At 32.0% G+C, this 16,742-nt stretch carries 10 protein-coding genes; 5 read left to right on the top strand and 5 right to left on the bottom strand.

All coding sequences use genetic code 11. The annotated features are described in order from the left end of the window. Positions 1 to 513: hypothetical protein (locus HAW63_02945; protein ID MBE8162926.1), on the top strand; the 513-nt coding region annotated here is incomplete at its 5' end. A gap of 75 nt (positions 514 to 588) precedes the next feature. Here the strand turns inward: HAW63_02945 and HAW63_02940 are convergent. After that, positions 589 to 1,491 carry a mechanosensitive ion channel gene (locus HAW63_02940; protein ID MBE8162925.1) on the bottom strand — a complete coding sequence of 301 codons (903 nt, stop codon included), beginning with the start codon at positions 1,489 to 1,491 and terminating at the stop codon, positions 589 to 591. A gap of 207 nt (positions 1,492 to 1,698) precedes the next feature. On the opposite strand from HAW63_02940, the gene HAW63_02935 reads away from it, so the two are divergent. From HAW63_02935 to trpS, 4 genes are all read left to right on the top strand, one after another. Continuing rightward, on the top strand, positions 1,699 to 4,497 hold the full coding sequence (locus tag HAW63_02935; GenBank protein ID MBE8162924.1) for a 2-oxoglutarate dehydrogenase E1 component: 2,799 nt from the start codon (positions 1,699 to 1,701) through the stop codon (positions 4,495 to 4,497). A 27-nt stretch (positions 4,498 to 4,524) separates the two neighbouring features. Continuing rightward, positions 4,525 to 5,748 (top strand): 2-oxoglutarate dehydrogenase complex dihydrolipoyllysine-residue succinyltransferase, encoded by a 1,224-nt coding sequence (odhB, locus tag HAW63_02930; GenBank protein ID MBE8162923.1) that lies wholly within the window; start codon positions 4,525 to 4,527, stop codon positions 5,746 to 5,748. Positions 5,749 to 5,834: 86 nt separating this feature from the next. Continuing rightward, positions 5,835 to 7,223 carry a dihydrolipoyl dehydrogenase gene (gene lpdA / locus HAW63_02925; protein ID MBE8162922.1) on the top strand — a complete coding sequence of 463 codons (1,389 nt, stop codon included), beginning with the start codon at positions 5,835 to 5,837 and terminating at the stop codon, positions 7,221 to 7,223. 60 nt (positions 7,224 to 7,283) lie between these two features. After that, complete coding sequence (gene trpS / locus HAW63_02920) at positions 7,284 to 8,372, top strand: tryptophan--tRNA ligase (protein MBE8162921.1); 1,089 nt, start codon at positions 7,284 to 7,286, stop codon at positions 8,370 to 8,372. Between the two features lie 34 nt (positions 8,373 to 8,406). Here the strand turns inward: trpS and dnaE are convergent, their stop codons facing one another. Genes dnaE through miaB form a run of 4 tightly spaced genes read right to left on the bottom strand, consistent with a single transcriptional unit; the run spans position 8,407 to position 16,415 of the window. Next, a complete protein-coding gene (dnaE, locus tag HAW63_02915) occupies positions 8,407 to 12,042 on the bottom strand; it encodes a DNA polymerase III subunit alpha (protein MBE8162920.1) in 3,636 nt (1,211 codons plus the stop codon). 33 nt (positions 12,043 to 12,075) lie between these two features. After that, positions 12,076 to 13,611, bottom strand: a complete 1,536-nt coding sequence (gene guaA / locus HAW63_02910) for a glutamine-hydrolyzing GMP synthase (GenBank protein ID MBE8162919.1) — start codon at positions 13,609 to 13,611, stop codon at positions 12,076 to 12,078. A gap of 7 nt (positions 13,612 to 13,618) precedes the next feature. After that, on the bottom strand, positions 13,619 to 15,076 hold the full coding sequence (guaB, locus tag HAW63_02905; protein ID MBE8162918.1) for an IMP dehydrogenase: 1,458 nt from the start codon (positions 15,074 to 15,076) through the stop codon (positions 13,619 to 13,621). Continuing rightward, positions 15,069 to 16,415, bottom strand: a complete 1,347-nt coding sequence (miaB, locus tag HAW63_02900) for a tRNA (N6-isopentenyl adenosine(37)-C2)-methylthiotransferase MiaB (protein MBE8162917.1) — start codon at positions 16,413 to 16,415, stop codon at positions 15,069 to 15,071. The genes guaB and miaB overlap by 8 nt, the downstream gene beginning before the upstream one ends. Between the last annotated feature and the right edge of the window lie 327 nt (positions 16,416 to 16,742).

Raw genomic sequence — 16,742 nt, 5'->3', positions numbered from 1 at the left:
AGTGGTCATGAAGGCCACAAACCTGTTGCTAAAAAAATCGTTTTAACAGAAGCCGGTAACGATGCTTTTGGTACCATTCAAGAAATTATTACAAAACTAAGCCAAGACCCTACTACAGATTGGAGCAAGGTTAATTTAGAAGCGGTTAGAAAACATCTTTTAGATATGTATGATATGACAATGAGTGTAACTGTGGTTTCTCAAAAGCCAGTTTCTGGTGGAATGGAAGCAGTTGTTTACCCTACAACAGATCGTGCAGCTAAGGCTTTAGTTAGAGTTTTTAACGCACATCCAGCACAATTAAAAAAAGAATCTGGTTGGGACATGACAATAAAAAAAGGCTTTGGTAAAAAATATAATAAATACATTGTTACTGTTACTACTTCAAAAGACAGTGAAGTGGATAAAATAAGAGGCTTTGGTTATATTGGTGTAATGGCTGCAGGAAAGCATCATCAAACACATCATTTAATGATGGCTAAAGGAGAAAACGCTCATAAACACGAGCACTAGTTACAGATCTGCTTAAATGATTTTAAGGTGTTAGATTTTGGTGTTATTTACTTATGATTTACTACCTAAGGGGTTTTACTGATTTTTCAATTCAATTTGAAGAGGTGTAGAGGTGTTTAAGTGAACATCTCTTTGAGGGAAGGCAATAACAATGGAATTTTGTTTAAAAACCTCATAAATTTCGAATCGTAAAGAACTGGCTAATTTGTCTAGATCAATTAAATTATAAGGTAATCTAGCCCAAAAATATACTATAAATTCTAGGGAATTATCCCCAAAATTGTTAAATAAAACGATAGGTCTAGGTTTGGCTAAAACTCTCGATTCTCTTTCTATTAATTGATCTAGTAAATTTTTAACTTTTTGTATATCCGAACCATAAGCCACCCCAACGGAAAGCTTTCTTCTAATAATATTATCCGATAAGGTCCAATTTAAAATATTCTTCTCTAAAAGCCGGCTATTGGGCACTACAATATGGGTGTTTTCCATAGTTTTCATACGAGTGCTACGGGCTCCTATAAACTCCACTCTTCCTGTTAGGTCATCTACAGAAATTACATCTCCAATTCTTAAGGGTTTAGCCAGTAAAATTACAGTGCCACTAATAAAATTATTTACTAAAGATTGCGAACCAAAACCTACACCAATAGCTAAAGCTCCACCCAAAACGGTAAATATGGTCAAGGGTATATTAAGAAAATTTAAAATAAATAAAACAAAGGTGAAAAACAATATATAAAAGGACACCCTTTTCCAAATATGTTTTAAATTATCCTCTATAGGTAAGCGAGAAATTAGTCGTTTTTCTACCAAACTACTAATCTTTTTGGCTATTAAATAAGCAAAAACGAAAAGGATTAAACCTGTAACCAGCTTGCCCGTACTAACTGATTTACCATCCACAGAAAATACAGGCTTCTCCCAAGTGGATTGAGTAGTGGCAGTGGTCTTTTTAATACTTTTCTTTTTCCTCATTGTAGTAATTTTGCTATATAATAAATCAGAGTCAAACAGAGAGCTAAAAAAATAGCTATTTGACTAGATAAACAAAGGCTTTTACGACTCAGCCTGCAGGGGTGCCTGAAAAAAAGGCTTTAATCGAAAAAAAGAAAAAACTTTGACATCAAAACCTTAGAAAACTACTCTAATATTAGTACTTAACTATAGATTTAACCTATTGAAATGGCTAATAAAATGGACGATATAATTAATTTTCAAACTCAAAAAAACTTAGATATTACTAATCTAGATTATATCGAACAAGAGTATAAAAAATTTCAATCTACAGACCCTTCTCTTTCTTCGGAATGGAAAAATTTTTTTCAAGGATTAGAATTTTCTAAAGTTTTATTTAATTCTAAAGGTGGTAACTTAGACTTAAAAAGTTTAAATTTTTTTAAACTCATTCAATTTTATAGAAACTATGGACATTTAAAAGCCGAGCTTACTCCTATTTCTCTTTTTAATAAAACTTTAAGAAATGAAAAACAAATTGATTTATTTAATATTAGTAATTTTCAATTAACAAAAGAAGATTTAGATCAAAGTTTATTGCAAACTTTAAAAGACCCTCTACTACCAAAAGGTAAAGCAAAAGATATTATTGCTCATTTAGAAAACAGCTATTGTAAAAATATTAGTGTGCAAACTAGCTCTTGTAAACCAGAGGTGCGCGAATGGTTTTATAACCAAATGGAGAATAATCCTTTCACTTTAAACTCTGAATACAAAAAACAAATACTATCTAATTTAATAAAAGCAGAAAATTTAGAAAAATTTATTCATCAAAGATTTTTAGGAGCAAAACGCTTTTCTATTGAAGGTGTGGATGTTTTAATTCCTATGTTAGATTTGGGTGTAAAGTTTTCGTTAGCTCAAGGCTGTGAAGAATGGGTAATTGGAATGGCTCATAGAGGTCGACTAAATGTTTTATCCACTTTTATGCAAAAAGATGTGGAAGAAACTTTAAATTTATTTATTAACAGCGATACCGAGTCTCACAATTATACCGGTGATGTAAAATACCACATAGGTCATTCTTCTAATATCGAAACCACACAAGGAAGCTTCCATTGTTCTTTATCTTTTAACCCTTCTCACTTAGAAGCCATTAACCCCGTAGTTTGTGGACAAGCGCGAGCTAAACAACGCTTTAGAAAAGATACATTAAAAAGAAAAAGCGTAATACCTATACTTATTCATGGTGATGCCGCCTTTGTTGGACAAGGGGTTTCTAGTGAAACTTTACAACTTAGCTTTCCTAAAGGTTATACTGTAGGAGGAAGTATTCACATTATTTTAAATAATCAAATTGGGTTTACCACTAATCCAGAAGATGCTCGCTCTACCCGTTATAGCTCTGATTTAGGTCACTCTATTAAAGCTCCTATAATTTTAGTTAACGCAGATAATGCTGAAGCCTGTGTAAAAGCTATGAAAATGGCTGTTGATTTTAGACAAACTTTTGGAGAAGATATAATTATTGAAGTTACCGGTTATAGACGCTTTGGACACAACGAAGCCGATGAACCTCGATTTACACAACCAGAATTATACAAACTTATATCTAAGCACCCTACAGTAAAAACTATATACGGAAAACAAATTCAAAATATTGTTTCTGAAGAAGAATTAAAAAAAGAAGAACAAAAAATAGCAAACCATTTACAAGAAACTTTAGATAAAATTAAAAGTCCTAATTATAAATATGTCCCTAATAAAGAAAAACCAAACCACTTATGGGAAAAATATATTTCTGGAACAGAAGAAGACATATTAAAACCTTGTCATACAGCTATAAGCAAAGACACTGCAATCCAATTAATTAAATACCTTTCTAAAGAACCTGAAAATTTTAATTTAAATTCTAAAATAAAAAGACTTTTAGATAAAAGGGAAGGAAATTTAAACAATAATATAATCGACTGGCCCACCGCAGAACTTTTAGCTTATGCTTCGTTAAGGCAAGAGGGTATTTCGGTGCGCCTTAGTGGACAAGATGTAAAAAGAGGAACTTTCTCTCATAGACACGCTGTATTTACCGATCAAATTAATAATAAAGAATACAACCCTTTAAGAGAAATAAATTTAAACAATGGGGAGTTTTGTGTTTACAATAGTCCTTTATCGGAGTTTGCTGTTTTAGCTTATGAATATGGTAACTCGGTTGTAGATCCTAGTTTTTTAAGTATTTGGGAGGCACAGTTTGGAGATTTTGCTAACGGTGCACAAGTTATTATTGACCAATTTCTTTCTAGTGGTGAGCAAAAATGGAATCGCTATAGTGGTTTAGTTTTGCTATTACCTCATGGACACGAAGGGCAAGGCCCCGAACATTCTAGTGCAAGACTAGAACGCTTTTTACAACTTTGCGCTCAAGGAAATATGCAAGTGTGTAATTTAACTACTCCTGCTAACTTATTTCATGCCTTGCGAAGACAAATGAAAACCAATTTTAAAAAACCTTTAGTTATAATGTCACCAAAATCTTTATTAAGACACCATAAAAATATATCTACTATAGATGACTTTTGTTCCTCTGGGTTTAAAGAAATTTTAGAAGAACCTAATTTAGTAGATCCTAAAAAAGTAGAATCTGTTATACTATGTTCTGGAAAAGTATTTTTTGAATTAGAAGAACTAAAATTACAAGCTCCAAAAAAAAATCAAAACTTATGTTCGATTATTCGCATCGAGCAACTTTATCCTTTAAACATTACACAATTAACCAGTTACATAAATGCTTACCCTAAATTAAAAAAAATTATTTGGGTACAAGAAGAACCTAAAAATATGGGGGCTTATTCTTATATTAATATAGCTTTGCAAAATTTATTAAACACTTTAGGTTTAAATCATATTGCTTTTGAATACGCAGGTCGGCCAGCTATGGCTAGTACAGCCGAGGGTTCTAGTAGTATGCATTTAAAGGAACAAAAACGATTACTTTTAGATGCTTTAAAAAAAGCATTTGTTATATAAAAAAAGCTAACCAAAAAAGGATTTATTATGGATATCAAAGTACCTCAAGCCGGTGAATCAATTACAGAAGCCATTTTATCAGAATGGACAAAAACCGATAATTCGTTTGTAGAAAAAGATGAAATTATACTAATTTTAGAAACCGATAAAGCTAGTATGGAAGTGGTTGCCGAAAAAAGCGGACTATTAACCCATAAACACCAAGTCGGCGATACTGTTAAAGTGGGTGAAGTTTTAGCTAACTTAGATACCCAAGCAAAAAATCCAAACCCTAAAGTATCTACTACTAGTAATAACCAAAGTGTTTCGTCTTCTTCCAACTCTTCAGAATCTAGTGTGGAAGAAAAAAAGGAAAGCTCTGCCTCCACTGCAACATCCACTAACCCCTCTAATGGGCATTCGCCAGTGCATTCACGAGTGGGAAAGTTAGAAAGCTTACAGCAACTACAAAATACAAATCCTGTTGCTAGTAATACTTCCTCCCCTAGTGCAAGCACCCCTCCAAAGAAAAATATAAAAGTAGAATTGCCAAAAGTGGCTTTTACAGAAGATTTATTAGAAACTCTTGTGCCTATGAGCTTAGTAAGGCAAACCATTGCAAAACGCTTATTAGAATCACAAAATCAAACAGCCACTCTTAGCACTTTTAATGAAATCGATATGAGTGCGATAATGAATTTAAGAAAAACATTTAAAACCGCTTTTGAAAAAAAACATGGAGTAAGATTAGGTTTTATGGGCTTTTTTATTAAAGCCTGTATAGAAGCTTTAAAAAGATATCCCTCTGTAAATGGATCTATAAAAGATAATCATATTATTCATCGTAATTTTGTAAATATGGGTGTTGCTGTTAGTAGTGACAAGGGATTATTAGTTCCTGTAATTAAGCAAGCCCATAAACTTTCTATTGCAGAAATTGAGCAATCTATTATTTACTATGCAGAAAAAGCGCGAAACTCGAGATTATCTTTAAACGATCTTTCTAATGGTACTTTTACTATTAGTAATGGTGGAGTTTTTGGTTCTTTACTATCCACTCCTATTTTAAATCCTCCTCAAAGTGGTATTTTAGGATTACATAAAATTGAAGAACGCCCTATTGCTCTTAATGGAGAGGTGGTTATTCGCCCAATGATGTATGTAACTTTATCTTATGATCATTGCATTATTGATGGAAAAGAATCGGTGGGCTTTTTAAAAACCATAAAAGAATGTATGGAAGAACCTTCGCGACTGTTATTAGAAGTTTAATTGGTAAACTTAATTATTACTTAAAAAAATTGATGGTAAATTAAAACAAATAATGGTTACTAAAAAAATAATGGAAAAGGAATATTATGTTTGATTTAGCAATCATTGGCTCTGGACCTGGTGGTTATGTGGCAGCTATTAAAGCGGCTCAATTGGGGTTAAAAGTGGCTATTATTGAAAAAGATTCTAGCCTTGGAGGAACTTGTTTAAATGTAGGTTGTATTCCCTCTAAAGCTTTACTGGAATCTAGTGAACATTTTGCACAAGCCTCTTTGCATTTTGAGGAACATGGTTTAGAAATAAAAAGTTTAAAAATTAATTTACAAAAAATGATGGAGCGAAAAACAAAAATAGTTACTGAACTAACCACTGGTATAAAATACTTAATGAATAAAAATAAAATTACTGTATTTAATGACTTTGGCTCGTTTGTTTCTTCCACAGAAATAGCACTAAAAGAAGCTAAAAAAACTATTAAAGCAAAAAATATTTTAATTGCCACCGGTAGTGTTCCAAGGCCTCTGCCTGGTTTAGATTTTGATGGTAAATATATTATTTCTTCCACAGAAGCTTTAAGTTTAAAAAGTATTCCTAAAACAATGAGCATTATTGGTGCTGGTGTTATTGGATTAGAGTTAGGATCGGTATGGTCACGCTTAGGTACAAAGGTTACTGTTATAGAGTATAGTAAAAATATTGCAGGCCCCACAGACCTTCAAATTTCTAAAAAATTAAAACAAATTTTAAATAAACAAGGTTTAAATATTGTTAATGAAAAACAAGTTACCTCTGCAAAAGTCACTGGTAATAAAGTACAAATAGAAATTCAAGACCTTAAAACAAAAAAAACAGAAAGCACTAAAACCGATGTATTACTAGTGGCTGTGGGAAGACAAGCCTTTACTGAGGGGCTTAATTTAAAAGCCATTGGTGTTACTCTAGATAAAGGTGGTTTTATTCCTGTTTCTAATTCGTTTCAAACCACATGTTCTTCTGTTTATGCCATTGGTGATGTTATTGGAGGGGCAATGTTAGCTCATAAAGCCGAAGAAGAAGGGGTTGCGGTGGCTGAAAATATTTTTGGCCATAGTGGTTTAGTAAAAGAAATTTGTATTCCCAGTGTTATTTATACAGACCCCGAAGTGGCCTCTGTAGGTTTTACAGAAGAAGAGTTAAAATCGCAAAAAGTGGATTATAAAAAAGGCAGTTTTCCTTTTTCTGCCAATGGTAGAGCAAAAGCTTTAGGCTCTACAGAAGGTTTTGTAAAAATTTTATCTCATAAAACCACCGATAAAATTTTAGGAGTACATATTATTGGCCCAAAAGCTTCGGAACTTATTGGTGAAGCAGTAATTTGTATGGAGTTTGCTGCAACCACTGCCGATTTGGCTTCCTCTTTTCATGCCCACCCTACACTAAATGAAACCATTAAAGAAGCGGCCTTAGCTGTGGACGGTAAAGCTTTGCATATGTAGCCTTATTTATTTTTTTAATAAAAAACACTACTACAAAAAAATATACAGAAAATCTATATCATGAAAACAGAAGATTACTTACAGCAAAGAATTTTAACAGGCATAAAGCCCACAGGCGTTCCCCATTTTGGTAATTATTTTGGAGCTATTAAGCCTGCTTTAAAATACGCTAAATATTTTAAAGAGAGCTTATTTTTTATTGCTGATTACCATTCTTTAATTAATCAGCCTAAGTCTTTAGATTTACAAAGCAATATTTATAAAGTTACTGCAACTTGGTTAGCTTGTGGATTAAATCCCAAAAACAGTATTTTATTTAGACAAAGTGATATTCCAGAAATTTTAGAATTATCATGGATACTAGCCTGCTTTTCCCCTAAAGGAATGTTAAATCGTGCCCATGCTTATAAAGCTTTTTTAGATAAAAATACTCAAGAAAATAAAAAAGATTTAGACATTGGTATCAATATGGGACTGTATTCTTATCCTGTTTTAATGTCTTCAGATATATTAAGCTTTGATAGTCATATTGTTCCTGTAGGGCAAGATCAACTACAACATTTAGAAATGTGTCGAGATATTGCTGGTAAAATAAATCATCATTATAAAAATAACCAGTTACTAACCTTGCCTAAAGCTTTAGATAAAGAAGAACTTAAAAAAATTACAGGATTGGCTAAGACTAATCTTTTAGAAACTTCTATTACAGGTTTAGATGGGCAAAAAATGAGTAAGTCTTATGATAATTACATTCCTTTATTTATTGAAGAAAAAAAGTTACGAAAATTAATTATGAAAATTCAAACCGATTCTGTGGGAGTAAATGATCCCAAAGACCCTAACAAATCTTTAATTATGGATTGGTATAAATTATTTGCAACGCATTTTGAGGAAGAAGACTCTAATTTTAACTCCTCTTTGCATATAGATAAATTAGTACAAAGCTATAAAAAAGGCATTTCTTGGGGAGAGGCTAAAGAAGAATTATTTCAATTAGTAAATAAAACCTTAGCTAGTAAGCGTGAGCTTTATAATCAGTATATGAGTGATACCAAGCAACTGGATAAAATTTTATTAGAGGGTAAAGATAAGGCAAGAGTTTTGTCTAAAGCCACTTTAGCTAGGGTTAAAAAAGTAATTTTTGGTTAATTCGCTTGTTAGTTAATTGGGTTAATTGGACAGCTTAAAACACAAAATTTAAACCCTGAACGCTTTTAAAACTTCCTGCTATCATATCTATAAACTCTTTATCCAAATGCACAGAAAAATCTTCTTTGGTTTCTACTAATAGTTTTTGGTTATTAACATCTACAATCATACGAATTTTAAATTTACACTTGGGTGTAGTGTTTTCTACCGTAACAAAAGCATTTTCTTCTGTACTAGACTTAGTTTTATTGGCATTTTCTTCCAAATACGCTTTTAACTGTTTAATGGCTTCATTAATTAAAACTCCTTGTGGAAGAGCCTCTTGATTTAAATCCAAATATACCGTTTTTACAGTTTTTAAGTAATCATCTAAAGATTTAATTTTTTTAGCAATTAGTTTTACTGTTTCTTCTTTAACTTGAATATTAGCTTCTAAATACATTACTTGATCAACCACTAAACTTTCAAAAACTTCTTTGTATTCATTAGGGAAAATAATTAATTCAGAAGAGGCGAAAGAATCTTCCACTTGTGAAAAAGCCATTTTTGTACCTTTTTTAGTAATCAATTCTCGACAAGAAGATAGTAATACAAAGGCTCTAAATAGCTTTTCATCTGACTTTTTACCATACATATTGTCTTGTTTGCCATACACACTGTTTTGTTTGCCAGCTACAAGCTCTTTGCTATCAGAAGCATTAGATAAATCTTTTAAAGATTGTCCAAATAATTTTAAGGAAAGATCTTGAACACTACTAATGGGAGAATCACTTAAATAAAAACCAAAAGCTATTTTTTCTTGAAGTAACATTTTACTTTTACTCCAATCTTTTTCTTCTGGTAAAATAATTTTATCTTTTTCTTTTTCTTCTGCATCTAATCCAAATAAACTAAATTGCCCTACTTCTTCTTCTTGTTGTTTAAAAGAGGCTCTTTCTGTAAATTTAGAAAAATGTTTTAATAAAGTGGCTTTGTTAAATCCAAAATTGTTTAAAGCTCCTGCACTAATTAAACTTTCTATCGTTTTTTTATTTACTTTTCTTAAATCCACACTATCAAAAAAATCTTCTAAATCTTTAAAGATTTTATTTTCTTTTTTCTCTCGAGCAGAAATAATAGAGTCTACAGCAGCTTGCCCCACACCTTTTAAAGCTCCTAATGCATAAATAATTTCTTTGCCCTTAACGGTAAACTCCCAATCAGAAGTATTAATATGAGGAAGTTCTATTTCTATATTTTCTCTTTTAATGTAACCCACAGTTATAGAAACTTTATCGGTATCCCCCATTTCTGTACTCAGTAAGGCTGCATAAAATTCTACAGGATAGTAGGCTTTTAAAAAAGCCGTTTGTGCTGATATAACACTATAAACCACAGCATGAGATTTATTAAAACCATATTTTGCAAACTCTGCTAAAGAATCAAATAACTTTTCTGCTTTTTTTTGATCATACTTGTTTTTTCGAGCTCCATTGATAAATCTATTTTTTTGCACTAACATTTCTGATTCAATTTTTTTACCCATAGCTCGCCGTAACATATCGGCTTCACCCATAGAATAACTAGCAATTAAAGAAGAAATTTGCATTACCTGCTCTTGATAAATAGCAATACCTAAACTGGGTTTTAAAATTTCTTCTAATTCTTTAAATTCGTATTTAATTTTACTTTCGCCTCGTCGCCTTTTTAAATACTCTGGCACCATTTCCATAGGTCCTGGCCGATTAATCGAAGTGGTTAATACCAAGTCATCAAAACAATGAGGTTGTAGTTTTATTAAAAAATCGGTCATAACAGAGCTGGAAAATTGAAATACTCCATCTGTTTTTCCAGAAGATAAAAGTTTATAAATTTTAACATCATGTATATCTATTTCTGATACATTAATATCTATATTTTTATTAAGCTTAATTAAATCTACTGTTCTTCTTAAATGAGTTAAAGTTTTTAAACCCAAAAAATCAAATTTAATTAGCCCAATTTTTTCTGCACTCTTCATTTCATACTGAACAACATTTTCGTCTTCCACTCCCCTATACAAGGGGGCTTTAGAGCTAATTTCACCATCGGCAATAATAACTCCTGCTGCATGGATACTGGCATGACGAGTTAAACCTTCGCATTCTTGAGCTAAACTTAATAAATTTTTAATTCTAGCATCAGCCTCCATGGCTTCTTGCATTTTAGGTTCTTCAACGATAGCTTCTGGCAAAGAAATACCCAATCGATCAGGAATCATTTTTGCAATGACATCCACCTCCGAATACTCCAAACCTAAAACCCTTCCCACATCACGAATAGCCGCTCTAGCTTGTAGCTTTCCAAAAGTAATAATTTGTGAAACGCTTTTTTCTCCGTAACGATTAGTTACATAATTAATAACTTCTGATCTATGCTCTTGACAAAAATCAATATCAAAATCAGGCATAGAAATACGCTCTGGATTTAAAAATCTTTCAAAAATTAAAGTATGCTCTATGGGGTCTACAGTGGTAATGCCGCAACTGTAGGCCACTAAAGACCCCGCTCCAGACCCTCTTCCTGGACCAACAGGAATTTTTTTAGATTTAGCCCAACTAATAAAATCTTGTACAATTAAAAAATAGCCATTAAACCCCATGCTATTAATAATTTTTAATTCTAAATTTAAACGATCTTGGTATTCTTTTTTTCTAGGTTCATAAAAAGTTTTTTGAAATTCTTTACTGCGCAAAGCAATTAAACTTTTTAAACCCTGAGTACTTAATTTTTTTAATTCTTCATCTAAAGGTTTATTATTTTTTGTTTTAAAAGAAGGTAGGTGATAAATAGGATTTCCATGCTTATCTTTTAAAGAAAATGCAAAATTACACTTCTCTGCAATTTTTAAAGAATTATTTAAGGCTTCTGGAATATCTTTAAATAGCTCTTTCATTTCTTCAGGAGATTTAAAATAAAAATTTTGGTTAGGTAATTTATGCCTTTCGGGATCATTTAAACTTTGGTTTTTTCCAATACAAACTAAAACATCTTGTATAATGGCATCTTTTTGTTCTAAATAATACGATTCATTAGTAGCTACTAAATCTATATTTTCTTTTTTGCCAGTTTTAATTAAAAACTCTTCTAAAGATTTTTGTTCTTCATTAGAGAATAACCCCAATCTTGAAATTTCTAAGTAAAAGTTGCCTTTGTAAATATCTTTAAAAAATTGAATTTCTTTTAAAGCTTTTTCGGCTCCAAACCTTTGAAAAGTCCATGAAATGTAACCCATAGTCGAACCCGACAAAGCCATTAAATCTTCGCTATAAGTTTTTAGCAAATCTTTATCCACTCGAGGAGTATAGTAAAAGCCATCTCTATAAGAAGCCGAGCTTAACCTACATAAATTTTGATAGCCCTTATAATTTTTAGCTAATAAAACAATACGACGACTAGGAATACCCTCTTCATTACGCTCTTTTACCTTATGACTACCAGGGGCCACATACACTTCTAAACCAATAATGGGCTTAACCCCTGCTGCTTTAGCTTGAGTGTAAAAATCTACACAAGAAAACATATTGCCTAAATCGGTTAAAGCCACCGCAGGCATATTAAACTCTTTAGCTTTTTGGATAAGCTTAGTAATTCTAGTGCTGGATTCTAGTAAAGAGCTTTCGCTATGAACATGTAAATGAACAAAAGGCATTTTGTATTTCCGTTTTTATTTCCGTTCCCTTTTTTATTCCCATTCGATAGTTGAAGGTGGTTTGTTACTAATATCATAAACTATTCGACTAACCTCTGGAACTTCGTTAGTGATTTTTGTCGAAATACTTTCTAAAACTTCTGGGTCAAAATGGTACGAGCGAGCCGTCATGCCATCTTCTGAGGTAACTGCTCTTAAAGCTAATACAAATTTATAAGTTCTGCTATCCCCTTGCACTCCCACACTTTGTATGGGTAGTAAAACACAAAAGGCTTGCCAAATTTTAGAGTACAAACCTGTCTCTTTTAAGCTTTTAATAAATATTTCATCACAGTTTTGTAAGATTTCAATTTTTTTTAAAGTAACTTCTCCTATAATTCTAATAGCCAACCCAGGCCCTGGAAAAGGATGACGATACAATATAGATTTATCTATTTTTAAATTTTCCCCTAATTGTCTTACTTCATCTTTAAAAATTTTATTAAAAGGCTCTAGTAGTTTAAAATTAAAATTTTCAGGCAAGCCTCCTACATTATGATGCGATTTAATAACTTCACTAACCGAAGATATTGTAGAGCTTTCAATAACATCAGAGTACAAAGTGCCTTGAGCTAAATATTGTATATTTTTAAAATGACTAGCTTCTTTTTCAAAAACGCTAATAAAAGTTTGTCCTATAATTTTTCTTTTTCTTTCAGGGTCACTAACCCCTTTTAATTTTTTTATAAATAAGTTAGAGTAATTAACTCCATGAACATTTAATCCCATTTTTTTATAAATTTCTAAAACTTCTGTAAATTCGTTTTTTCTTAACATTCCTGTATCTACAAAAAAATAATACACTTGTTCTTTAGATAAAGATTTACTTAAAGCATAACCTAAAACACTAGAATCTACCCCTCCTGATAAAGCACATAAAACTTTTTCGTTTTTACCTACAGTATTTTTTATAGCATGTAATACTTCTTGTTCTCTCGAATCAGGAGTCCAAACATGATCAATATTACAGATATCTTCTGCAAAATATTTTAATAAATCATTTCCGTATTCGGTATTTAAAACCTCTGGATGATATTGTACGGCTAATAAATTATTAGCACTAATAACTACGGGAATTTCTTTTTCTGTGCCTTTATTGCTATAAGCTAAAACTTTTAACTGGGAAGGTAATTTGATAATAGAATCTCCGTGAGACATCCACACTTTGTGTTTTTTTGGAATAGTAGAAACTAAAGGCTCTGCCCACTCAATAGTGTTTATTCCATATTCTCTGTGTGTTTCAAAACTTAATTCCGCTCCCCATTGATGAGCAATCATTTGCATTCCATAACAAATACCAAAAACAGGAGCAATTTTTTGCAAAGCTTTAACATCGCAATAAAGAGAATCTTTTTTAGAAACCGAAAGTGGACCTCCACTTAAAACAATGCCTTTTACATTTTGGGAGGCAATGTCTTTTAAAGGAGTATCGTAACGAATTAATTCGGCATAAATGTTTAATTTTCTATAAGCTTTTACAATTAAAGCACTGTATTGCGAACCAAAATCTAAAACTAATATTTTTTTCATTACAAATTTAGTTACCTTTATAATTAGGTGCTTCTTTTGTAATACTCACACTATGCACATGAGACTCTTTAATACTAGCAGGACTACTTTTTATAAAACTAGCTTTTTGTTGTAAATTTTCAATACTGCTAGCTCCTAAATATCCCATGCCCGATCTAACACCACCTAATAATTGATACAAAACTTCACTAACTTTTCCTTTATACGGCACTCGTCCTTCTATTCCTTCTGGTACTAACTTATTAATCTCTTTAACTTCTTTTTGAAAATACCTATCATTAAATCCTTTTTTCATAGCTCCTAAACTACCCATACCGCGATACAATTTATAACTTCTTCCTTGAAATAAAATAATTTCACCAGGGCTTTCTGCAGTCCCTGATAATAAATTACCAACCATAATCGAGTTTGCTCCTAAGGCTAATGCTTTGGTTAAATCGCCCGAGTATTTAATTCCTCCATCAGCGATAATACTTTTTCCTAATTTTTTAGCTATTTTTGCACACTCATAAACCGCTGTAGCTTGAGGAACTCCCACTCCAGAAATAATCCGTGTGGTGCAAATACTTCCTGCACCAATACCCACTTTTACCACATCCGCTCCGGCTTTCATTAATTGTTCTGTAGCTGTTGCCGTTACCACATTACCCGCTACAATAATAATATCTGGAAAACTTTTTTTAATAAATTGAGTCATTTCTATAATATTTTTAGAATGTCCATGGGCGGAGTCTAACACTAACATATCTACTCCAACAGCTACTAAAGCCTCGGCTCTATTATGATCATTACTACCAATGGCAGCGGCTACAAAAAGTCTTCCTTTTTTATCTTTTGTTGCATTGGGAAAATTTTCTGCTTTTTCAATATCTTTAATAGTGATTAAACCTTTTAAAAGGCCTTGAGAGTCTACCACTGGTAACTTTTCAATACGGTGCTTGTGTAAAATAACTTTAGCTTCTTCTAAAGTTGTACCTATTTTTGTGGTTATTAAATCTTCTTTAGTCATTAAAGTAGAAATTTTTTGTGTTAAATCGGTTTCGAAGCGTAAATCTCTATTGGTTAAAATACCTTTTAATTTTTCATCTACTACAATGGGTATTCCACTAAAAGAATAATGACTCATTAGCTTTTCGGCATCCGATAACAAATGATCTGGACTTAAAGTAATAGGGTCAGATATCATTCCACTTTCGTGTTTTTTAACCTTATCTACTTCTTCTGTTTGTGACTCCACAGACATATTTTTATGAATAACCCCAACGCCACCTTGTTGAGCTACCACTTGAGCCATTTTATTTTCTGTAACCGTATCCATAGCTGCAGATAAAATGGGGCTTGCCAAATATAAATCTTTTGCAAAAAAACTTTTTAAAGAAACTTCTTTAGGAAGAATTTCTGAGTATTGAGGGATTAAAAATATATCATCAAAAGTTAAACCATTTTTTATATTTATATTATCCATTAACTAATACTCCTTTTAAACTTTGAGGACTGGCTTCAATAACTTTTACTTTTACAATTTTAGATACTAAACTTTCTACTCCTTTGGCTATTGCTTCATTAGTAGTAAATTTTATCATTTTATTTTGTGTACCTCGCCCTCTAAAAATAGCGTTTTTTTCGTCCACCCCTTCTACTAAAACTTCTAATATTTTATTCTCATATTTCTTACAACTATCTATAGCTAAAGATTTATGAACTTCAAATAACTTAGCTAATCTTGTAGATTTTTCTATTTCAGACACTTGATCTTCCCAAATAGCAGCCTTTGTAAAAGGCCTTGGGCTGTATTTATAAGCAAATACAGCGTCAAAATCCACCTCATGAAACAAACTATAAGTGTCTTGTATGTGCTTTTCTTCCTCTGTGGGAAAGCCCACAATAATGTCGGTGGTAAAGCTAACCCCTGGTATGGTTTCAAAAATCATATTGGCTTTTTCAATATACTCTTCTCTAGTATAACCACGGTTCATGAGTTTTAAAATATCAGAATTTCCCGACTGCACGGGCAAGTGAACATGGTCACAAATTTTGCTTCTGTATTTTTGCATAATGCAAGCCAGTTGGTAGTCAAAATCTTTAGGGTGGCTGGTGGTGTAGCGAATGCGCTTAATGTCTGTATCTTCTGCAATAACTTGTAACAATTTAGAAAACCCCGCTCCACAACTAGATTGGTAAGAGTTTACATTTTGTCCTAATAAACTAATTTCTTTAACTCCCCTTTTAACTAAATTTTTTACATCAGTAACTAAGTCTTTTAAAGGTCTACTTTTTTCACGCCCTCTAGTAAAAGGCACAACACAAAAGGTGCAATAATTATTGCAACCTTTAGTAATGTTAATAAAGCTGGAAACCTTAGGATTACGAATTAAACTTTGTACTTGATATTCTGGATTTTTGTCAAAAGAGGTAGAAAGCACTTTGCTTTTCGCCGTTTTTACCTCTTCTAATATATTTATAATATTATCCACTTGATCGGGACCAATTACAAAATCTAAGTTGGGTATCATTTTAAATAATTTTTTCTTTTCTTGTTGAGCTACACAACCGGCCACTCCAATTTTAAAATGCGGTTTTTTCTTTTTATAATCTTTATAAAGCCCCACCTCGGATCGAATTTTATGAACGGGTTTTTCGCGAACACTACACGAGTTTAAAATTACAAAGTCGGCCTCTATGGCTGATGATACAGGTTCATAATCGGCCATCTCCAGTAAAGAATACATCCTTTCTGTGTCATTATCGTTCATCTGACACCCATAGGTAGAGATATAAACTTTTTGAAAAAGGTTGTTTTGCATATTTTCTTTATTCTTTTAATTATTTAAGCTACTTATACTGTTGTCTTATAGATTTATAGCCAAATGCCTTAAGGGTCAAATGCTTATAAAAATGATTTTTTCTGTTTGATTTTAACCAGTTAGCCTAAGCCCATTATTTTCTATGACCACTATTGCAAGCCTATTGAAAAAAGTCATCTTGCCAAATTGGGCATTAAAGCATTAGTTAAAAGTGCTTTGGCTGTGGCTTTGGCTGTGGCCTTTATGACTGCCTGTATTGCAGAATTGCGTATTTAATGCAATTTTTGTTTGTAAATAAAAAAGTATTACTTAATAAATTTATATTCT

The organism is Pseudobdellovibrionaceae bacterium (genome assembly GCA_015163855.1).
Classification (GTDB): domain Bacteria; phylum Bdellovibrionota; class Bdellovibrionia; order Bdellovibrionales; family UBA1609; genus JAAOIH01.
The sequence above is the reverse complement of the archived record's forward strand: the minus strand, read 5'-3'. Positions and strand labels throughout refer to the sequence as shown.